The sequence below is a fragment of the Micromonospora yasonensis genome, assembly GCF_026013475.1.
In the GTDB taxonomy this organism is placed as follows: domain Bacteria; phylum Actinomycetota; class Actinomycetes; order Mycobacteriales; family Micromonosporaceae; genus Micromonospora; species Micromonospora yasonensis.
Window position 1 is genome coordinate 1 of the sequence record NZ_JAPDPH010000049.1, and the last position, 20,234, is coordinate 20,234.

The 20,234-nt window shown below is 71.6% G+C and carries 19 protein-coding genes; 7 read left to right on the forward strand and 12 right to left on the reverse strand.

Translation table 11 applies throughout. The annotated features are described in order from the left end of the window. Positions 1-327 precede the first annotated feature (327 nt). The gene (locus ONA70_RS13145) at positions 328-1,092 is read left to right on the forward strand and encodes a phosphotransferase family protein (protein ID WP_265006685.1); all 765 of its coding nucleotides are present in this window, start codon (positions 328-330) and stop codon (positions 1,090-1,092) included. A 193-nt stretch (positions 1,093-1,285) separates the two neighbouring features. Here ONA70_RS13145 and ONA70_RS13150 read toward each other — a convergent pair whose 3' ends face one another. From ONA70_RS13150 to ONA70_RS13180, 7 genes are read right to left on the reverse strand one after another with little or no spacing between them, the layout of a single operon-like run. Next, a complete protein-coding gene (locus ONA70_RS13150) occupies positions 1,286-2,380 on the reverse strand; it encodes a glycerate kinase (protein ID WP_265006686.1) in 1,095 nt (364 codons plus the stop codon). Further along, entirely contained in the window at positions 2,380-3,219 is an 840-nt protein-coding gene (locus tag ONA70_RS13155) for a sugar phosphate isomerase/epimerase family protein (RefSeq protein WP_265006687.1), read from the reverse strand. Before ONA70_RS13155 ends, ONA70_RS13150 begins: the two co-directional genes overlap by 1 nt. Beyond that, entirely contained in the window at positions 3,216-4,379 is a 1,164-nt protein-coding gene (locus ONA70_RS13160; RefSeq protein WP_265006688.1) for a dihydrodipicolinate synthase family protein, read from the reverse strand. Before ONA70_RS13160 ends, ONA70_RS13155 begins: the two co-directional genes overlap by 4 nt. Beyond that, complete coding sequence (locus ONA70_RS13165) at positions 4,376-5,527, reverse strand: Gfo/Idh/MocA family protein (RefSeq protein ID WP_265006689.1); 1,152 nt, start codon at positions 5,525-5,527, stop codon at positions 4,376-4,378. The genes ONA70_RS13160 and ONA70_RS13165 overlap by 4 nt, the downstream gene beginning before the upstream one ends. Positions 5,528-5,547: 20 nt before the next feature. Beyond that, the gene (locus ONA70_RS13170) at positions 5,548-6,369 is read right to left on the reverse strand and encodes an ABC transporter ATP-binding protein (protein WP_265006690.1); all 822 of its coding nucleotides are present in this window, start codon (positions 6,367-6,369) and stop codon (positions 5,548-5,550) included. A gap of 4 nt (positions 6,370-6,373) precedes the next feature. Continuing rightward, positions 6,374-7,396: an ABC transporter substrate-binding protein gene (locus tag ONA70_RS13175; RefSeq protein ID WP_265006691.1), complete on the reverse strand. Its 1,023-nt coding sequence runs from the start codon at positions 7,394-7,396 to the stop codon at positions 6,374-6,376. A gap of 17 nt (positions 7,397-7,413) precedes the next feature. Further along, the gene (locus ONA70_RS13180; protein ID WP_265006692.1) at positions 7,414-8,292 is read right to left on the reverse strand and encodes an ABC transporter permease; all 879 of its coding nucleotides are present in this window, start codon (positions 8,290-8,292) and stop codon (positions 7,414-7,416) included. Positions 8,293-8,484: 192 nt separating this feature from the next. Between ONA70_RS13180 and ONA70_RS13185 the strand changes: the two genes are divergently transcribed. Together ONA70_RS13185 and ONA70_RS13190 are read left to right on the forward strand one after the other, a co-directional pair. Continuing rightward, positions 8,485-9,513 (forward strand): LacI family DNA-binding transcriptional regulator, encoded by a 1,029-nt coding sequence (locus ONA70_RS13185; RefSeq protein ID WP_265006693.1) that lies wholly within the window; start codon positions 8,485-8,487, stop codon positions 9,511-9,513. 13 nt (positions 9,514-9,526) lie between these two features. Further along, positions 9,527-10,693 (forward strand): mandelate racemase/muconate lactonizing enzyme family protein, encoded by a 1,167-nt coding sequence (locus ONA70_RS13190; protein WP_265006694.1) that lies wholly within the window; start codon positions 9,527-9,529, stop codon positions 10,691-10,693. A 76-nt stretch (positions 10,694-10,769) separates the two neighbouring features. Here the strand turns inward: ONA70_RS13190 and ONA70_RS13195 are convergent, their stop codons facing one another. The 3 genes from ONA70_RS13195 to ONA70_RS13205 all read right to left on the reverse strand — a co-directional run bounded on the left by ONA70_RS13195 (position 10,770) and on the right by ONA70_RS13205 (position 14,964). Next, positions 10,770-11,786, reverse strand: a complete 1,017-nt coding sequence (locus ONA70_RS13195) for a 3-keto-disaccharide hydrolase (RefSeq protein WP_265006695.1) — start codon at positions 11,784-11,786, stop codon at positions 10,770-10,772. A 327-nt stretch (positions 11,787-12,113) separates the two neighbouring features. Then, complete coding sequence (locus tag ONA70_RS13200; RefSeq protein ID WP_265006696.1) at positions 12,114-13,949, reverse strand: AMP-dependent synthetase/ligase; 1,836 nt, start codon at positions 13,947-13,949, stop codon at positions 12,114-12,116. A 115-nt stretch (positions 13,950-14,064) separates the two neighbouring features. After that, on the reverse strand, positions 14,065-14,964 hold the full coding sequence (locus ONA70_RS13205; protein ID WP_265006697.1) for a hypothetical protein: 900 nt from the start codon (positions 14,962-14,964) through the stop codon (positions 14,065-14,067). On the opposite strand from ONA70_RS13205, the gene ONA70_RS13210 reads away from it, so the two are divergent. Next, on the forward strand, positions 14,963-15,418 hold the full coding sequence (locus ONA70_RS13210; protein WP_265006698.1) for a GNAT family N-acetyltransferase: 456 nt from the start codon (positions 14,963-14,965) through the stop codon (positions 15,416-15,418). The genes ONA70_RS13205 and ONA70_RS13210 overlap by 2 nt on opposite strands. 178 nt (positions 15,419-15,596) lie before the next feature. After that, the gene (locus tag ONA70_RS13215; RefSeq protein WP_265006699.1) at positions 15,597-15,989 is read left to right on the forward strand and encodes an STAS domain-containing protein; all 393 of its coding nucleotides are present in this window, start codon (positions 15,597-15,599) and stop codon (positions 15,987-15,989) included. Here the strand turns inward: ONA70_RS13215 and ONA70_RS13220 are convergent. Then, positions 15,903-16,880: a sigma-70 family RNA polymerase sigma factor gene (locus tag ONA70_RS13220; RefSeq protein WP_265006700.1), complete on the reverse strand. Its 978-nt coding sequence runs from the start codon at positions 16,878-16,880 to the stop codon at positions 15,903-15,905. The two genes, ONA70_RS13215 and ONA70_RS13220, sit on opposite strands and share 87 nt — an antisense overlap. 130 nt (positions 16,881-17,010) lie before the next feature. Between ONA70_RS13220 and ONA70_RS13225 the strand changes: the two genes are divergently transcribed. Together ONA70_RS13225 and ggt are read left to right on the forward strand one after the other, a co-directional pair. Beyond that, entirely contained in the window at positions 17,011-17,832 is an 822-nt protein-coding gene (locus tag ONA70_RS13225) for an alpha/beta fold hydrolase (protein WP_265006701.1), read from the forward strand. 126 nt (positions 17,833-17,958) lie between these two features. Next, positions 17,959-19,770, forward strand: coding sequence for a gamma-glutamyltransferase (gene ggt, locus ONA70_RS13230; RefSeq protein ID WP_265006702.1), 1,812 nt, complete (start codon positions 17,959-17,961; stop codon positions 19,768-19,770). A 155-nt stretch (positions 19,771-19,925) separates the two neighbouring features. On the opposite strand, the gene ONA70_RS13235 is transcribed toward ggt, so the two are convergent. After that, positions 19,926-20,198 carry an Imm32 family immunity protein gene (locus tag ONA70_RS13235; protein WP_265006703.1) on the reverse strand — a complete coding sequence of 91 codons (273 nt, stop codon included), beginning with the start codon at positions 20,196-20,198 and terminating at the stop codon, positions 19,926-19,928. Positions 20,199-20,234 lie beyond the last annotated feature (36 nt).

Consider the following 20,234-nt stretch of genomic DNA (forward strand, 5'->3'; position numbering starts at 1 on the left):
CCTCGTGGCGGTTCCAGCTCCCCTTGGACCGAAAGGAGCCGCGACTGACCGACCTGGTGAAACTCGACGGCGTCGACGTCCGCCTGGTGCCCGCGGCGATGCTGTAAGTCGCTTGCCACCCCAAGCAGACGAGGACCTCGGGCGGCGCGAACCTCGCCGTGGTCCTCCCAGATCACAAGCCCTCGGCTTCCCGCGAACGCCGACCATCCTTGGTCGCCCTTCGACGGCCCGGTCACGGCCCAGACGGCCCAGCGACGGCCCCGGAGCGGCCATCGTCGGCAGTCGCACGGTCAGCCCATTGCGGGCGGCTCTCGTAACATGGGCGCGGTGCACGGGTTTGTGAAGCGCCGCGGCGTACCAGAGCCAGGTTCGATTCCCGACGCCCTGGACATGTTCCGTGCCGAGGTGCGCTTTTATCGCGAGATCGCGCCGGTCGTGGGCGTCCGAGTACCTACCTGCCTTTACTCGGAGATGACCCCGGACGGCACGATGCTGGTCCTCGAAGACCTTTCCTCATGGCAAGCGGGAGCCGACCCGATCGCCCACGCCCAGCTGTTGTCGCGCATGCATCGGCAATGGGCCGGGCAGGCTCCGCTGAAGTGGCCGTGGCTGCGCCCGGTAGGTGCAGCCGCTGACTTGGTCGGTGACCTCTTCGACCGGACGATGCCAACCCTGGCAGCACGCCCTGACCTACCCGCCAACCTACGAACGCTCGCTGAGCGACTTGTAGGGCGGGTCCCAAAGGCCGAGCAGGACATCGCCTCGGCCGGCCCGCTCACCCTCGTACACGGTGACGCGTCCGCACGCAACGTCCGCACCGGCCCGAACGGAGAGCTGGCACTTCTCGACTGGGAGGACGTCTCCGCCGCCCCCGGAGTCGCCGACCTTGCCTGGCTCCTGCTGTCCTCCGTCGACCCCTCCCAATGGGCCGTCGTCACCGCCGCCTACGGACCTGCCGAACACCTGACGACGGCTCTACCCGCCGTCGTCGTACAGGGGCTCCTCTGCTTCGCTGACACCGCGGAAGGGTCCGCCGAGGCGCAAGCATGGATCGGTCGGCTAGACGCAGCTGAGCGTCGCCTGGCTTCTTAGGCTTCGCTCCGGTCGGGTCGCTTGGCCTGCCTGCCCGTTCGGCTACCGTGGCCTGGACGCCTCGCTTACAAGCTCTGGGCGCTCCGTCCGGCGGGGTCCGTCGGCGTCATTGGCCTCGGGGCATCGTCCGCCGTAGGTCCTCCCTGGGCGGCTTTGTCCGCGTCGGTTGTTGTCAGTGTTGCTGTTAGGTGCCTTACCCGGCGGGGAGGCGATTGGTCAGCACGGCAGCGGCCTCGGTCAACCACCGCGCCGGGTCCGCCAGCGCCGCCTCGACCGAGCCGGCGAGGTCCACCAGCGACACCGCCGCCGACACCGATCCGGGCACCGGCCCGCCGACCTGCCCGGCGGCCACCCCCACGGGTACGGCGGCGGTTGCGGCCGCCTCCAGCAGCGAGCCGACCACCTTGCCGGTCAGCGACGTTTCGTCGAACCGTCCCTCGCCGGTGAGCAGTACGTCCGCGCCGGTGAGCGCGTCCGCCAGCCCGACCAGTTCGGCGATGGTCGTCGCGCCCGGCACGATCTGCGCGCCCCACAGCGCCGCCAGCCCGTACGCGGTGCCGCCGGCCGCGCCGGCGCCCGGCTCGTCGGGGTTGCCGCCGGCCTGCCCGGCGAGCCGGCGCAGCGCGGCGTCCAGCAGCGTCACGTCCGCTGGCTGCGCGCCTTTCTGCGGCCCGTAGACGGCGGCGGCGCCGGCCGGGCCGGTCAGCGGTGCGGTCACGTCGACCAGTAGCTGCACGCCACCGGGCGGCGTGGGCAGCAGGTCGGTGGCATCGAGGTGGGTCAGGTCGGCCAGGGCGGCGCCGCCGAGTGGCAGGTCCCGGCCGTGGGCGTCGTGCAGCCGCAGCCCGAGGGCGCGCAGGGCCCCGGTGCCGCCGTCGGTGGACGCGGAGCCGCCGAGGCCGATGACGAGGCGGGTGGCGCCGGCGTCGAGGGCGGCCCGGGCGACCGCGCCGAGGCCGTAGGTGTGCGCGCCGAGCGGGTCCGGGGCGGCCATCAGCGGCAGTCCGCTGGACTGGGCGAGTTCCAGCACGGCCGCCCGGTCGGGCAGCAGCAGCCAGGCGGCGGCCACCGGCCGGCCGTCGGGGCCGGGCACGATCACGGTGCGGCGTTCGGCGTCGGGCAGCGCGGCGGCGAAGGCGTCGACCGTGCCTTCGCCGCCGTCGGCCAGGGGGAGCAGGCGTACGTCGTCGCCGGGCCGGTGGGCGAGCCAGCCGCGGGCCAGTGCCCGGGCCGCGTCGTCGGCGGTGATGCTGCCCTTGAACGAGTCCGGTGCGACGACGACGCGCATCAGTCGGCCAGGACGAGGTGGAGATAGCGGTCCTTCATGGTGGCGAGGACCTGGTCGGGGTCGGTGGCCCACACCTCGGCGTTGAAGATCTCCACCTCGGTGTCGCCGGTGTAGCCGGCCTGCTCGACGGCCCGGCGGAACGGCGGGAAGTCGATGTGGCCGTCGCCCATCATGCCGCGTCCGAGCAGCACGTCGGCCGGGAGCGGGGTGAGGAAGTCGCAGACCTGGAAGCTGGCGATCCGGTCGCCGGCCCGGGCGATCTGCCGCCACACGTCCGGGTCCCACCAGATGTGGAAGGTGTCGACCACGACGCCCACCTGCGCGACCGGGAACGGTTCGGCGAGGTCGAGCGCCTGCCCGAGGGTGGACAGGACGGCCCGGTCGGCGCAGTACATCGGGTGCAGCGGCTCCAGCGCGAGCCGGACGCCGCGCTCGCCCGCGTACGGGGCCAGGCCGGCGAGGGCGTCGGCGACGCGCTGCCGGGCGCCTGCCAGGTCGCGGGATCCGGGCGGCAGCCCGCCGACGACCATGACCAGGCAGTCGGTGCCCAGGCCGGCGGCCTCGTCGATGGCGCGCCGGTTGTCCTCCAGCGCGGCGCGGCCGGCGTCGCCGCCGGCGGTGAGGAAGCCGCCGCGGCACAGCGACGACACCCGCAGGCCGGCGTCGGCGACGAGCTTCGCGGCGGCCGGCACCCCGATCTCGGCCACCGGCTCGCGCCACAGGCCGATCGCCGGGATGCCGGCCCGGACGCAGCCCTCGACGGCCTCGCGGACCGACCACCGTTGCGTGGTGCGCTGGTTGAGCGACAGCCGCGCCAGCCGCGGGTCCACGGCGGTCATGCGGTCACCCCGGCCACGGACAGGTACCGGCGCATCCGGTCGACGGCCAGGTCGGGGTCGAGCAGCAGGCCGGCGGTGTCGGCGAGGCGGAACGCCTGCACCAGGTGCGGGACGCTGCGGCCGCTGTGCAGCCCGCCGACCATGGTGAAGCCGGGCTGGAAGCCGTTGAGCCAGGACAGGAACGCGATGCCGGTCTTGTAGTACTGGGTCGGCGGGGCGAAGACGTGCCGGGACAGCGGCACGGTGGGGTCCAGGACGTCCCGGAAGCCCGCGGTGTCGCCGGCGTCGAGGCGTTGCAGGGCCGCCGAGGCGGCGGGGGCGATGGCCGCGAATGCGCCGAGCAGGGCGTGGCTGAACTGCCGGCCGTCGCCGGCGATCAGCTCGGGGTAGTGGTAATCGTCGCCGGTGTAGACCTTGACGGTGGCCGGCAGCAGTTCGCGCAGCCGGACCTCCCGTTCGGCGTCCAGCAGCGACACCTTGACCCCGTCGATGACGTCGGCGTGGGCGTGGATCAGCGCCACGAACGTCTTGGTCGCCTCGTCGAGGTCGGCCGATCCCCAGTAGCCGGCCAGGGCCGGGTCGAACATGTCGCCGAGCCAGTGCAGCACGACCGGCGTGGTCGTGCCGGACAGCACCTGCTCGTAGACGCGCAGGTAGTCGTCCGGGCCGGTCGCGAGGGCGGCGAGTTGCCGGCTGGCCATCACGACGGCGGTGGCGCCGCAGTCCTGGACGAAGGCGACCTGCTCGGCGTACGCGGTGACGACCTCGTCGAGGGTGTCGGGCAGGCCGGTGAGCTGGTCGGTGGCCGCGCCGGCGACGATCCGGCCGCCGCAGGCGGCGGCCTCGGCGGCGCTGCGGCGGATCAGTTCCCGGGTGGCGGCCCAGTCGAGGCCCATGCCGCGCTGGGCGGTGTCCATGGCCTCGGCGACGCCGAGCCCCCAGGACCAGAGGTTGCGGCGTACGCCGAGGGTGGCGTCCCAGTCCAGCCGGGCGGGCTGGCCGGGGGCGTTGTCGGCGTGCGGGTCGGCGACGACGTGCGCCGCCGCGTACGCGATCCGGCTCGCCGGCGGGCCGGCGGGCCGCTGCCAGCCGGCCGGCTCGCGCAGGGTCAGCGTCTCGGTGCCGCCGCCGGGGGTGGGCAGGGTGATCCGGGCGGTCACAGCGTGATCTCCTCGATCTCCACCCGGCGTCCCTCCCGGGCCGACTGCAGGCCGGCCTCGGCGAGCTGCACGCCGCGGACGCCGGCCAGGAAGTCCCACGGGAACGGCTCGTCGTCGACGACATGGCGCAGGAACGCCTCCCACTGGACCTTGAACCCGTTGTCGAAGTCCTCGTTGTCGGGCACGGTCTGCCACTGGGCGCGGAAGTCCTCGGTGACCGGCAGGTCCGGGTTCCACACCGGCATCGGGGTGGCGCCGCGGTGCTGGATGCGGCAGTTCCGCAGGCCCGCCACGGCGCTGCCGTGGGTGCCGTCGACCTGGAACTCGACCAGCTCGTCCCGGTACACCCGGACGGCCCAGGAGGAGTTGATCTGCGCGGTGATGCCGCCGGCCAGCTCGAAGATGCCGTACGCGGCGTCGTCGGCGGTGGCCCGGTAGGTCTGGCCGTTCTCGTCGACCCGCTCGGGGATGTGGGTGGCGATGTGCGCGGTCACCGCGGTCACCGGGGCGAAGATCTGCTCCAGCACGTAGTGCCAGTGCGGGAACATGTCCACGACGATGCCGCCGCCGTCCTCGGCGCGGTAGTTCCAGCTCGGCCGCTGGGCGTCCTGCCAGTCGCCCTCGAACACCCAGTAGCCGAACTCGCCGCGTACCGACAGGATCCGGCCGAAGAACCCGCCGTCGACCAGCCGCTTGAGCTTGCGCAGGCCGGGCAGGAACAGCTTGTCCTGCACCACCCCGTTCTTGATGCCCTTGGCGGCGGCGAGCCGGGCCAGCTCCAGCGAGCCGGCCAGCCCTTCGGCGAGGGGTTTCTCGGTGTAGACGTGCTTGCCGGCCTCGATCGCCGCCCGGATCGCCTTCTCCCGCTGCGCGGTGACCTGCGCGTCGAAGTAGATCTGATGGTCGTCCTTGGCGAGCGCGGCGTCCAGGTCCGTCGTGTACGACGTCAGCCCGTGCCGGGCGGCGATCTCGGCGAGCTTGGTCTCGTTACGGCCCACCAGGGTCAGCTCCGGCCAGATGACGCTGCCGTCGCGGGCCGGCAGCCCGCCCTGCTCGCGGATGGCGAGCAGGGAGCGGACGAGGTGCTGGCGGTACCCCATCCGTCCGGTCACCCCGTTGAGGATGATCCCGATAGACGTGCGCTCCACGTGTGTTTCCTTCCCAGTGGTTATTCGGCGGTCGTCGTCGCACCCAGCAGGTCGCGGATGCGTCCCGTGGCGCGCGCGAACGCCGGCTCGGACATCGTCTGGCCGTAGTCACGCTCGACGGGGAGGTCGACGTCGATGACCTCGGCGACGGTGCCGGGTCGAGGGGTCATGACGATCACCCGGTTGGCCAGGTAGACCGCCTCGGCGATGGAGTGGGTGACGAGCAGGACGGTGGTGCCGGTCTCCCGCCAGATCCGCCGCAGCTCGACGTTCATCTGCTCCCGGGTGAGGGCGTCCAGGGCGCCGAACGGCTCGTCCATGAGCAGGACCGGGGGGCGGTGCAGCAACGCGCGGCACAGGGCCACGCGCTGCTGCATCCCGCCGGACAGCTCGTTCGGGTACGCGTCCTCGAAGCCGGTCAGCCCGGTCATCTCGATCAGTTCGTCGACGCGCTGGCGCACCTGCGCCTTGGGCAGGCGCCGCATCTCGGCCTGGAGCAGGATGTTGCGCCGGGCCGTACGCCACTCCAGCAGCGCGGCGCGCTGGAAGACGTACCCGATGTCACGCCGCGGCCCCCGCACGTCCTCGCCGTGCAGGCGGACCTGGCCGGACGAGGGCCGCAGCAGGCCGGACACCAGCTTCAGCAGCGTCGACTTGCCGCAGCCGGAGGCTCCGACGATCGAGACGAACTCGCCCGGCTCGATCCGCAGCGAGACGTCGCGCAGCGCGGTGACATCCTTCTTCTTGGTACGGAAGCGGACCGCGACCTGGTCGATCTCGACCGCGGCGCCCGTGCTGGTGGCGTCGTCGGGCCGCTGCGTGGTGGTGTTGCCGACCGTCATCGGATCATCCCTTCGGCGCGAAACTCGCGTCCCAGTAGGCCGACGGCGACTCCGCCTTGGCGATCACACCCGCGTCGGCGAAGACGGTGATGGTCTTCTGCCAGTCGGCTTCGTCGTTGATGCCCGGGGCCTGGCCCTTGGTGGCGTCGGTGTGCAGCAGCTGCAGCGTGGCGTTGAACTGGTCGGTCAGCACCTTCTCCGACGGCAGCTGCTGGGAGGCGCCCGCCATCGCCGAGACCGCGCCGGCCGCGTCCTTCTCGGCGGCGGCCCAGGCCTCGCTGCTGGCCGCGACCATCCGCTTCACCAGGTCCTGCTTGTTCTTGATGGTGTCGCCCGAGGCGATCAGGCCGTTGCTGTAGAAGGTCAGGCCGTGCTCGGCGAACTTCAGGTAGGAGACCTGCTTGCCGGACTTCTCCTGCATCGTCGGGCCCTGGTCGGTGGCGAAGCCGAGCAGCGCGTCGGTCTTGCCCGACATGACCGCGGCCATCTTGCCGGCCGGGTCGGTGTTCTGCAGGGTCACGTCGCTTGCGGCCAGGCCGTTGGCCTTGAGGAACGCCGGGAAGGTCTTGCTCAGCGCGTCGCCGGCGGTGGAGGCGATGGTCTTGCCCTTGAGGTCGGCGGGGGAGTTGATGTTCTTGTCGCTGAAGAACTGCACCGACGACGGGGTGGTCTGCAGGAAGACGCCGACGCTCTTGACGTCCATGCCCTGCCCGACGGCCGACAGCAGGGCCGGGGTGTCGGCCCAGCCGAAGTCGGTCTGCCCGGCGGCGGTGGCCTGCACGGTCTTCTGCGAGCCCTGCCCGGCCTGGATGGTCAGGTCGATGCCGTGCTTGGCGAAGATGCCCTGCTTCTTGCCGTAGTAGAACGGCGCGTGCTCGCCGTAGGGGTACCAGTTGAGGGTGAGGGTGACCTTGTCCTGGCCCTGGGAGTTCTTGGCCTGCTCGTCGCCGGACGACGAGCCGCAGCCGGCGGTGACGGTCAGTATCAGCGCCGGCACGAGGGTGGCGACGAGGGTACGCAACTTCATGGGACGGGTTCTCCTATTCAGAGCGACGTCGTAGCGGCGTCGGTACGGCGACTCGCGTGCCATGGAAGGACGAGGTACTCGAGCAGTTCCACGGCCACGAACAGGACGACGCCGAGCAGCGACATGATGAGCAGCCCGGCGAACAGCGTCGGGGTGTCGAGGTTGCCGTTGGCCTGCAGGATCACGTAGCCGAGGCCCTCGTTGGCGCCGACGAACTCGCCGACCACGGCGCCGGTGACGGCCATCGTGGCGGCGACCTTCAGGCCGGCGAACAGGTGCGGCAGGGCAGCCGGGAAGCGGATCTTCGTGAACGTCTGCCCCGGGCCCGCGCCCATGGTCGCCGACAGTTGCAGCATCTCCGGGTCGATCGACTTCAGGCCGGTGACCGTGGAGATGACGATCGGGAAGAACGCCATCAGGACCGCGACGACGACCTTCGGGGTGAGCCCGAAGCCGAGCCACACGATGAACAGCGGCGCGATGGCGATTTTCGGGATGACCTGGGCGAACAGCAGCAGCGGGTAGAGGCTCTTCTCGACCGTCGGGGAGTAGACCATGACGACGGCGGAGACGACGCCGACCACGATCGCGATCGCGAAGCCCAGGATGGTTTCGTAGCTGGTGATCCAGGTGTGGTGCGCGAAGTAGCCGGTCTGGGCGAGCACGACGTCCAGCGTCGTGCCCGGTGAGGGAACCAGGTACGGCTTGACCAGGTCCGCCGCGGTCACCGCCCACCAGACGACGAAGATCGCCGCGAGGACCGCGGCCGGACGCCAGGTGCTCCGGGCGAACCGGAGCAGGGAGGCGCCTGCGCCGGCCCGGCGGCGGGCGGCCGGCGCGGGGGTGCGGGCGGGAGCGCTCGACTCCCGGTGCTCGATGGTGCTCTGCGCGGCCATGACCCTCCGTTCTCCTTGGCTGGCCGGCGATTCCGGGTGCTCAGCCGCTGGGTAGGCGCGTGCCGACGGCAGGGCCGGACGCCCCGCCGAGGGCGGGGAACCGGCCCTGAATGCGCTTTCAGTAAGCGCTTTCAGGGTGCTACCGTAACCACGCCGAAATCACCCGGTCAAGAACTTCCGCAGGGGGACCTCATGCAGCCACGGACCCACGTGACGCTGGAAGACGTGGCCAAGGCCGCGGAGGTCTCACTGGCCACGGCCTCCCGCGCGCTCAACGGCATGCGCGTCACCCCGCAACTGCGCGACCGGGTCCTCGCCGCCGCCGAGCAACTCGCCTACACCCCCAACGCGCACGCCCGCGCCCTCGCCGGCGCCTCCCACCGCACCGTCGGCGTCATCTGCCACGACATCAGCGACCCCTACTTCGCGGCCGTCGCCGGCGGCGTCATGCGGGTCGCCGGCGACAACGACCTCCTGGTGATGCTGGCCAGCACCTTCCGCGACCCCGAGCGGGAAATCGCGTACGTGTCGATGCTGCGCGCCGAACGCGCCCCCGCCATCCTGCTCACCGGCTCCGGCTTCGAGGACCCCCGCTGGGAACGCGCCATGGAAGCCGAACTCAAGCCCTACCTGGAAGGCGGCGGACGCGTCGCCGTCGTCAGCCGCCACCGCAGCCTCAAGGTCGACAGCGTGCTGCCGGAGAACCGCGCCGGGGCCGCCGCCATGGCCCGCGCCCTGCTCGACCTCGGCCACCGCCGCTTCGCCGTACTCGCCGGGCCACCCGCCCTGACCACGGTCGCCGACCGGCTCGGCGGCTTCCGCGACGAACTCAAGAAGGCCGGCATCACCCTCGCCACCAGCGACATCGTCGAGGCCCCCTTCACCCGCGACGGCGGCTACGGCGCGATGACCGAACTGCTCGACCGCGGACTGACCGCCACCTGCGTGTTCGCCCTGACCGACGTGATGGCCATCGGCGCCTGCGCCGCGCTGCGCGATCACGGACTCTCCGTGCCCGACGACGTCTCCGTCGCCGGCTTCGACGACATCCCCATCGTTCGCGACCTCACCCCGCCGCTGACTACCGTGGCGTTGCCGTTGCCGCAGCTCGGCGAGCAGGCCATGCAGATGGCGCTCACCGAGAACACCGGACGGCGCCGCCGGATCGTCCGGCTCGGCGGCGAGGTGGTCATCCGCGCCAGCACCGCCAAGCTGGTCTGACGAAAGGCATCAGGTGCTCTCACCCGCCACCGCCCTGTCCGGGCTGACCATCGACGCCATCGACACCTACGCCGTCGCGCTGCCCACCGTGCGCTCGTTCGGCGTGTCCGGCGGCTCGGTCGCCGTCGCCGGCACGCCCAGCATCCGCATCCTGGTCAAGGTCACCGCCGACGGCGTCACCGGCTGGGGCGAGGCCACCCCCATCCCCGCCTGGACCTACGAGACCGCCGAATCCATCGTCACCACCATCGACCGGTACCTCGCCCCGGCCATCCTCGGCCGCCCCGCCTGGGACCTCGACGGCGTCACCACCGCCTTCGACCGCGCCGTCAACCGCGGCTTCACCATCGGCTCCCCCCTGGCGAAGAGCGCCGTTGACGTCGCCCTGCACGACCTGCTCGGCCGCGCGCTTGGCGTACCAGTAGGCGTGCTGTGGGGGCAGCGACGCCGGGAGACCATCCAGCTCGGCTGGATCGTCTCCGGACAGACCGCCGCCGAAGTCGCCGACGCGGTCGCAGAGGGCAGCGACCTCGGTTACCGGGCGTTCAAGGTGAAGGTCGGCCTGCACAGCGAAGCCGAGGACGCCGCCGTCGTGCGGGCGGTCCGCGAGGCCGCACCCGACGCCGCGCTGTGGGTGGACGCCAACCAGGCCTACACCGTCGACGGCGCACTGCGGATGGCCCGCCGGCTCGCCGACCTCGACGTCACCGCCTTCGAGCAGCCGCTACCGGCCAACGACGTCGCCGGGCAGCGCCGCCTGCGGGAGACCTCACCCATTCCGGTCGCGCTCGACGAGAGCCTGCGCCACCCGAGCGACCTGGCGACCTTCGTGAAGCTCAACGCGGTGGACGTGGCCATCGCCAAGGTTCAGCGCAGCGGCGGGCTGACGCTGTCGCGGCGGCTCTGCGGCCTCGCCGAGGACGCCGGGGTGCGGCTGATGGGGTCCGGACTGACCGACTCGGATCTGGGGCTGGCCGCGTCGCTGCACCTGTTCGCCGCGTACGGCATCGACACGCCGGTCGACCTCAACGGGCGGCAGTTCCTCACCTCCTCCTACGCCACTGGGGCGACGGTCGAGGTCAAGGACGGTGTCGCCCGGGTGCCGACCGGTCCGGGGCTTGGCGTCGACGTCGACGAGTCGGTGGTGCGGGAGTTGACCGTCGACGTGCTCAGCCGGTAGTCCGTGCGGGCGTGATGATCCGCCGGGCGGGGACCCGGCGGATCACCGCAGCCACGAAGCCGGCACCCGGCCAGGATCAGCCGAGGTCCCGCACGCGTACGTTGCGGAAGGCGATGACCGAGCCGCCGTCGTGGTTCTGCAGGCCGATGTAGCCCTGCGCGTACTGCCGTCCACTGGTGCCCGGGTCGGTCGGACGGCCCGGGAACGGCAGGCCGGGCACGTTGTCGAACTCGTTGATCACCACGCCGTTGCGGAGCACGGTGTAGTGCTGCCCGACCACCCGGATCTCGAGGTCGTTCCAGACCCCCTTGTCCGCCGGGCGGGCCTGGGCGAGGTTCAGGTCGGCGAACCCGTACACGGATCCGGTCTTGCGCGGGTCGTTGTTGCCGATCTCCGGCGAGTCGTTGATCTGGATCTCGTGGCCGCAGTTCACGGCGACCCATGCCGGATCGGTCGTCTTGCACTGGGGGCTGGCGGCCGGGTCGACACCGGGGAACCGCACGAAGACACCGCTGTTCGACCGCGCGTTCGCGTCCCCGCCCCGCTCATCGCGGAACTGCAGGCGCAGGGAGAAGTCGCCGAACTGGGCGGCCCGGTACCAGAGCATGCCGAGCCCGCCGCCGGTGGGCGAGTTGGCCGTCACCATCGTCCCGTCGTCGCGCAGGGCGAACCCGCGGCCGCCGACGTAGCCCCAGTTCGCGTACGACGCAGCTGTCCCGTCGAACAGGCTCACATAGCTGGTCGTCTTCCCCACGTCGGACTGCGCCGCGGTTTCGGTCAGCGCGGCGGCCTCCTCGGCGGTGATCACGTCGGCGCCGGCCAGATCCCGGACGACGTGCGCCACGTGCGCCACGAACCCGCCGTGGTTGGCCCAGGCACCCTCGTCGTCGATCAGGTCGTTGATCGAACAGCCACCGTCGACGGTCCGGTTCGCCACGCCGCTGTCGTAGTCGAGGAAGCGGACGGTCGGCCGGCTGTCCGGCGCGGCGCACGACGATGGCGATGCGCTGGCCGGCGCCGCCGTGAAACCCCCGGTCAGGATCGCGGCGGCGAGGACCGCCGTACCCGCGAGGAAACGATTCCTGCTGCCCACGCTGAAACCTCCTTGTCTCACCGATGGAGGAGGGCGCAGCCGGTGCTCGCTCGTCAGCCCCCCGTCCGCATCGGACTCTCGATCCCCGCGAGGTCTACGGCGCCTCCCCGGGGGCGTTGCCTGACAAGTGCTCGTCCCGAACCTAGGTTCTTTTCATCGAGACATCAAGAAGTCTCGTCGTACTGCGCGCAGCTTTTGCTTGAGCCGGCGGAAAGCGGGGGCATCACTATCCGACCGCCAAGGACCTCCGGGCGGACGCGTACCAGGCTGGGACGCGCGCGAGGCGGCCCTGGGAGTGGGGGAGGGCGGTCAACTCGCCGTCGGCTACTAATGGCCGGCGTAGAGGGCGTCGATCTCGGCGGCGCGGTGCCGCTGCACCACTTCCCGTTTGATCTTCAAGGTGGGGGTCAGCTCACCGTTGGCCTCGGTGAAGTCGTCGGGCAGCACGCGGAACGTCTTGATCGCCTCCGCCTTGGAGACCGTCCTGTTCGCTCGGTCGACTGCGGCCTGGACGTCGCCGTGCAGGGCGGGGTCGTCGCGCAGGTCCGCCACCGATGCGCGCGGGTGGCCGTGAGCGGTCCGCCACCGCGACCAGGCCTGCGGGTCGATGGTGATCAGAGCGGCGGCGTACGGCTTGGCGTCGCCGACGAGCATGCACTGGCTGACCAGCGGGTCCTCGCGTACCCGATCCTCCATGGGGGCGGGCACGATGTGCTTGCCGGCGGCGGTCACCAGGATCTCCTTGGTGCGTCCCGTGATCCGCAGGTAGCCGTCGTCATCGAGGCTGCCGAGGTCGCCGGTGCGGAACCAGCCGTCGGCGGTGAACGTGTCGCGGGTGGCGGACGGGTTGTTCCAGTAGCCCTGGAACACCATCTCGCCCCGGGCGAGGACCTCCCCGTCGTCGGCGATCGCCAACTCCACGCCCGGTAGCGGCCGGCCGACCGTGCCGATCCGCATCGCCGACGGCCGGTTCGCCGCCAGCGCCGGGGAGGTCTCGGTCAATCCGTAGCCCTCGAGCGCCGTCAGACCGGCCCCGCGGAAGAAGTGCCCGAGCCGCTCGCCGAGGGGGGCGCCGCCGACGATCGCGACGCGGCAGCGTCCGCCCAGCGCCGCCCGCAGTTTCCGATAGACCAGCAGGTCGAAGACCCGCCGCGCCAGCCGGAGCATCGGGCCAGGGCCGGCCGGGTGCTCGAGCGCCTGGCTGTACCGCACCGCCACCCGGTCCGCGACCGTGAACAGGCGGCCTTGGTGCTGCTCGACGGCCTTCTGCCGCGCCCGGTTGTACATCCTCTCGAACACCCGGGGCACCGCGAGGACGAACGTCGGCCGGTATCGGCGGAGCTGGTCCATCACCCCGCCCATGCTGGCGCTGTGCACCATCGTCGCCCGGGCCTGCACCATCCCCACCTGGATCATCCGGGCGAACGCGTGCGCCAACGGCAGGAAGAGCACCGTCGACGCCCCCTCGTGGAACAGCTCCGGCAGCGCCGCGACCGCGTTGCCGACGTCGAGCCGGATGTTGCGGTGCGTCAGCACACACCCCTTCGGCCGGCCCGTCGTCCCGCTGGTGTAGATGATCGTCGCGACGTCCCCGCCCGACACCGCGTCCCGCCGGGCCTCCACCTGCTCTTCGTCGACGGTCCGGCCCCGGCCGGCCAGCTGGACCAGGTCGCCGGCGTCGATCTGCCACACCTGTTCCAGCTCGGGCAGCCTGTCTCGTACGTCGGTGAGCATCGCGGCGTGAGCAGGTGTCTCCACCACGCATGCCACCGCACCGGAGTCGGCGAGGATCCAGGCCAGCTGTTCGGCGCTCGAGGTGTCGTACACCGGAACGGTCACCGCGCCGATCGTCCACAGCGCGTAGTCGACCAGCGTCCACTCGTAGCGGGTGCGGCTCATCAGCGCCACCCGGGCCCCGGGCTCGACCCCTGCGGCGATGAGTCCCCGCGCCAACGCCAGCACGTCGTCGCGGAACTGTCGGCAGGTCACCGCACCCGGGTCGCCGGCGCCGGACCGCTGGGCGGGCCACGACCGGGCGTCCGGGTTCGGGCGCAGGAACTGCACCTTGTCCGGTTTCCGGCGCGCGTTGTCCCACGCCACATCGGCCAGCCCCACCGACTCGCCGCCGGTCACCTCCGGCTCCACCGCGACGCTGCGCCGCATGCTCCGCCCCCTGGCCCTAGATCCCCGCTCGTGCTGCTGGCAGGCGTGCCGGGTCGCACTGGACGTCCTCCAGCGCGACCCGGACGCGTTGCTGACCGAAGCGTTCCTGCGACGCCTATCGGCTGCCCTTCAGCTGCTTGTAGAGCTGCTCGGGCTCATGCACGAAGTTCATCCCCTTGTCCCGCGCCCGGGTGAAATCGTCGATCATGTGCTGAACCTCGCCGGGGGTGAACCGCCGGTCCTCATCACCCTCCTTCATCAGCCACGCGATCACCTCGTCGTAGTTCTTCCAGTCCCGTTTGCCCATCAGGCGCTCGATGTCGGTGACCTCGTAGTCCTTCTGCATCGCCTGGCTGGCCGGGTCGTGGATCTTCATGACGTGCTCCTCCCCGTGTGACAGTGCTCCGCCGCGCGATTGCCCGAGGTGTACGGGGGCAAACACGTCCTTCCACCAGTGGCGGAAGCTGATGGGAGTGCGGCTCAGCCGCCGATGAGTTCGCCGGCGCGCAGGGCCGCGGCGAGCAGCGGGATCGTGGGCGCGTTCGTACGCCTCGACGGCGGTGTCGGCGAACTTGATGACGTGTTCGTCGGCGGTGTCCACGGGGCGGATGGCGCGCAGACCCTCCGGCCAGCCCGGTGTGCTGGCCAGCTGGCCGAGCCGGTGGGCGACGAGTCGGTCCTGTGTCGCCAGACATGGGACGGCGTCGAGTGCGTCGGCCGCGGACAGGTGGCCGGCGGGCCGGCGGTGTCCGGGCAGCGGCCGGTACCGGGCGGCCCAGAAGGCCAGGCCGTGGGCCAGTTCGTGCAGAGCCGGACCGGGCCGGCGGCGCACAGGGAAGCCTTGCGGCTCGTAGCGGCGGACCAGGCGCCGGTACCGGGTGGACGCAGGCGTTGAATCGGTCGACGGCACGACGGGTATGTGTCCGCATGCGCGTAACGCTAGGGTCGCCGAGGACCAGCGGCCCCGAACTGAGAGTGCGCGCGTGTGCTTTTGACTCGGTAGGTTGTCGATCATGACGGACATACGGCTGGAGCCGATGACCGAGGATCAGTACAAGCCGTGGCGGGCCGAGGCCGAGGCGCACTACGCGCAGAGCCTCGCCGCGTCGGGCCAGTCGGCGCAGGACGCGGCCCGCAACGCCGCCGACACCTACGCGCAGCTGCTTCCCGACGAGTCCGCCACCCCTGACCACCATTTCTGGTACGCCTACGACGGCGACCGCCGGGTCGGTTTCCTCTGGGTCAAAGTCACCCACGACACCGCGTTCGTCTACAACGTCGCCGTCGAACCCGACGTACGCCGCCAGGGCTACGGCCGCGCGATCATGCTGGCCGCCGAGCGCTGGTGCCACGACAACGCGCTGACCAGAATCGGTCTGCACGTCTTCGCCCACAACACCGGCGCCCGGGCCCTCTACGAGCAGCTTGGCTTCACCGAGACCGGCCGCAACATGGCCAAAGACCTGTGACCGCGATCCGCCCGACCGCCCGGCTTCTCGACCTCCCGCGACCCGTCGGAGGTGCTGATTCTCGGTAGTGGACTCGTGCAGCTCCGAGGTCGTCTCCGTCATGAAACGGCCGGTGCTGGCGCTGCAGTGCACCTCGCGATCGCCCGCGCTCCCGTCGACGTCATCGAGGCGCGGTGCGATGAGTTCAGCGGCGGCGGGCGGTCCTATCCGGGTGGCCGCCTCCGGGATTTCCTTCGCTGTCGGCGCGGCGGTGGCCCGCGCGGACATCCCCGTCCTCTGCGCCGACCTCGCCGAACTGCTGCGTGGCCGTGCCCCCGGCATCGTCTGCTGCGACGTGGCCGGCGTGGTCCGGCCCGACGTGGTGACGATCGAGGCGCTGGCCCGGCTGCGGTTGACCGCGCGGCGGCACGGCTGGCACCTGGTGGTCACGGGAGCCGGCCCGGGTCTGCTGCGGCTGGTCGGCCTGCTCGGCCTGACCGACGCGCTACCCGAGTCGGGCCGGCAGCCCGAACATCGGGAAGAGCCGGGCGGTGTCGAGGAAGTTGGTCATGGCGGCGATCCGCCCGCCTGACAGCTCCAGCACGATCAGCGACCACGGGTCGTGCCCCGAGCCGGTGCGGCTGGGCCGGTACTGCCCGAACGCCGGCATGCCGTTGGCCACCACCGGCACCAGACGAGAACCCCGGCAGCCAATGCCCGTACCGGCCATCCAGGCGCAGACGTCGTCGTGGCCGCGCAGCCACAGCGGCAGCGGTGGCATCGACAGGGTCACGTCCTCGTGCAGCAGCGTCGTGAGCGCGTCGAGGTCGTACGCCTCGAAGGCCGTCACATAGCGCGCGAGCAGCGCCTTCTGCTCGTCGTCCATCGGCTTGTACACGTCGGCGGCGGTGTCGACGGCCGCGAGGGTGGCCCGGGCCCGCTGCAGGGCGCTGTTGACGCTGGCCACCGAGGTGTCGAGCAGTTCGGCCACCTCCTGAGCCGACCAGGCCAGCACCTCCCGCAGGATCAGCACAGCCCGCTGCCGCGGCGGCAGGTGCTGCAGCGCCGCGACGAACGCCAGCCGGACGGACTCGCGTTCGGCGACCACGTCGGCCGGGTCGCTGTTCTCCGGCAGGACCCGGCTGTCCGGCGCCGGGCCGACCCAGATCTCCTCGGGGCGCGGCTCTCCCGGGTCGGTGGCGCGGCCGGACCCGGCCGGCCCGAGATCCATCGGCAGGACCCGACGCTGGGCGCTGCCGAGCATGGTCAGGCACACGTTGGTCGCGATCCGGTACAGCCAGGACCGCAGGCTGGCCCGCCCTTCGAACCGGTCGAAACCACGCCAAGCCCGCACGAAGGTGTCCTGCACGGCGTCTTCGGCCTCGAAGACGGACCCGAGCATGCGGTAGCAGTAGCCGGTCAGCTCCGACCGGTACGCCTCCAGCTGTGCCTCGACGGATGCACTGGTCGCCACCTCACTCACCGAACCAACCTAGCCCAGCTTTCGCCGGTAGGGGCACCCCGCAAACTCGCCGCGCCGGCAGCGATGAGTTCCCGAGGCCCGGCTGGTCAGAACCGGCGTCAGGTCGACGAGAAGACATCAGGAGCACACCATGACCGCCACTCAGCACGACGCCGGCTCGGGACAGTACGCCGACGTCAACGGCATCAACCTCTACTACGAGACCCACGGAACCGGACGGCCGCTGATCCTGCTGCACGGAGGCCTGTGCTCGGGCGAGATGTTCGCGCCGATCCTGCCGTCGCTGGCCGACCACCATCAGGTCATCGTCGTCGATCTGCAGGGGCACGGCCGCACCGCCGACATCGACCGGCCGCTCGACATACCGCTGATGGCCGACGACATCGCCGCGCTCATCGATCACCTCGGACTGCAGAAGCCGGACGTCGTCGGCTACTCCCTCGGCGGCGGCGTCGCGCTCCACGTCGCGATCAGGCACCCGCACCAGGTGGGCCGCCTGGTCGCGGCATCGGCGAACATCCGCCGCGACGCCATCTACCCCGAGATGCTCCAGCAGCAGGGCCAGGTCGGCGCGGCGGCCGCCGAGTTCATGAAGGACACCCCGATGTACGAGCTCTACCAGCGGGTGGCCCCGCGCCCCGAGGACTTCCCCCGGCTGCTGGACAAGATCGGTGCCGCGATGGCGAAGGACTTCGACTACACCGAGGAGGTCCGCGGCCTGCAGGTGCCGACACTGATCATGGCCGCCGACGCGGACATGGCCCCGCCGAGCCACTACGTCGAGGTCTTCAAACTGCTCGACGGCGGCCTGCGCGACGGTGGCTGGATGGGCGAGAACCGGCCGAAGGGCGGCCACGCGCTGGCCATCCTGCCCGGCCTGACGCACTACGACATCGCCGACTCCCCGCTGTTCGCCGCGGTCACGCTCGCCTTCCTCGACCAGCAGGACTGAACTGCTGTCGCGCCGCCCGGCGCGCCCTGCGCTGCCGGGCGGCGAGCGATCTTCGGGCTCCCGGGTTGCCTGCTCCCCGTCGGGGGAGTAGGCATGAGGCCAACTCATGTCGATCTGGGAGGCCAGATGAGGAGACTTCGGGTCCTCGTCACCGCGACCATAGCCCTGGCCACGCTCGTGGCCGGGGCCGCAGTTCCGGCGCAGGCGACACCGGCCGGGCCGCCGAAGGTGCCGACGGCCGTCGGGTACGGGGGAGCGGTGTCCACGGTGGATGCCACCGCCACGGCGGTCGGTCTGGACGTGCTGCGGCGCGGCGGCAACGCGGTGGACGCGGCGGTCGCCGCCGCGGCGACGCTCGGCGTCACCGAACCGTTCTCCGCCGGCATCGGCGGCGGCGGCTTCTTCGTCTACTACGACGCGAAGACCGGGCGGGTGCACACCATCGACGGCCGCGAGGCGGGACCGGCGTCGATGAGCGAGACCACCTTCATCAACGCGGCCACCGGGCAGCCGTACCGGTTCGACGAGGCTCGGATCAGCGGGCTGTCGGTCGGCGTCCCCGGCACCCTGCTCACCTGGCAGGACGCGCTGGACCGCTGGGGCACCCGGTCGCTGGCGCAGCTGCTCACGCCCGCCGAGCGGGTCGCCGAGGACGGCTTCCCCGTCGACGAGACCTTCGCCGGCCAGGTCGCCGGGAACCAGGCGGCGTTCGGTCAGTTCAGCTCGACCAGCGCGCTGTACCTGCCCGGCGGGCAGCCGCCGGCGGTCGGTAGCACCTTCCGTAACCCGGACCTCGCCGCGACGTACCGGCTGATCGCCAAGCGGGGCACCGACGTGTTCTACCGCGGCGAGGTCGGCGGCGACGTGGTCGCCACCGTACAGCACCCGCCGGTGGCGGCGCAGCCGGTCGGCTCGTGGCCGTACCCGATCCGCCCGGCCGGGATGACCGCCGCCGACCTCGCCGGCTACCGCACCCGCAGCCCCGAGCCGACCCGGTCGGACTACCGCGGCCTCGAGGTGTACGGCATGTCCACCCCGTCCAGCGGCGGCACCGCCGTGGGTGAGGCGCTCAACATCCTGGAGCAGTACGACCTGCGGTCGATGACCGCGGCCCAGGCGATGCACCGCTACCTGGAGGCCAGCGCGCTGGCGTTCGCCGACCGCAACCGGTACGTCGGTGACCACACTCCGCAGAGCGTGCTCCGCGAGCTGCTCAGCGACGGGTTCGCCAAGGAGCGGGCGTGCCTGATCGACCCGTCGGCGGCGCTGCCCAAGCCGGTCGCCCCCGGTGTTCCCGACGGCGTCTACGGCGGCTGCTCGGCGGCAAAGGTCGCCGACATCCGCGACGACCGCACCGGCACCACCAACCTGACGGTGGCCGACCGGTGGGGCAACGTGGTGGAGTACACGCTGACCATCGAGGCGACCGGCGGCAACGGGATGGTGGTGCCCGGTCGGGGGTTCCTGCTCAACAACGAGCTGACCGATTTCAACTTCGCGCCGACCCAGGGCACCGCGCCGGACCCGAACCTTCCCGGGCCGGGTAAGCGTCCGCGCAGCTCGATGTCACCGACGATCGTGCTGGCCGACGGCCGGCCGTTGCTGGCGGTCGGCTCGCCCGGCGGCGCGACGATCATCACCACCGTGCTGCAGATGCTGGTCAATCGGATCGACCTGGGGATGACGTTGCCGGAGGCGTTGGCGGCGCCGCGGGCGTCGCAGCGCAACGGCGCCAGCACGCAGGCCGAGCCGGGCTTCGTCAGCGGGTACGCGGCCGGTCTCCCGCCGGGTCACGCGTTCTCGCCGACGGCGGAAATCGGCGCGGCGACCGGTATCGAGTTCCTGTCGGACGGCCGGCTGCTGGCCGCCGCCGAGCCGGTACGGCGGGGTGGCGGCGCCGCCGCCGTGGTCGGCCGCTGGGCGAGCCCCGCGTCCTGAGTTCGAACGAGGGGCCGGAGCGTTCCGGCCCCTCGTTCGGTTCCACAGCGGGTGGATGGCGGAGCTGGCGTGCTGCTGTCACCCGATCGGGGCTGCGCGAGACGGACCCCGAGTGCCGTTGCTGTCGCTGACGGGGAGAGCCACGCCGGCTGGATCTAGCGTTCCCGCGGGTCGCGGGCCAGCATCAGAGGAGCCGAATCAAGGCTCAGCGGGAACGTTCCTGGGTCGAGGTGGATGTGCGCCCCAGAGGGTGCCCGCTCGTCCGAGAGGGCGAGGCACCACCGTGCGAGATCCCGCAGGCCGGCTCGGTCGCCGAAGATCTCAATTGAGCCGCCCACGACCTCGACCGACACTGTGCCACCCTCCACCGGCGCCACAACGCCCTGCGCGTTGTCGTAGCCGGGCACCGACAACACAATCTCATCCATGTGGCGAGTGTGCCCGAGGCTTTGCAACGGTGGCGC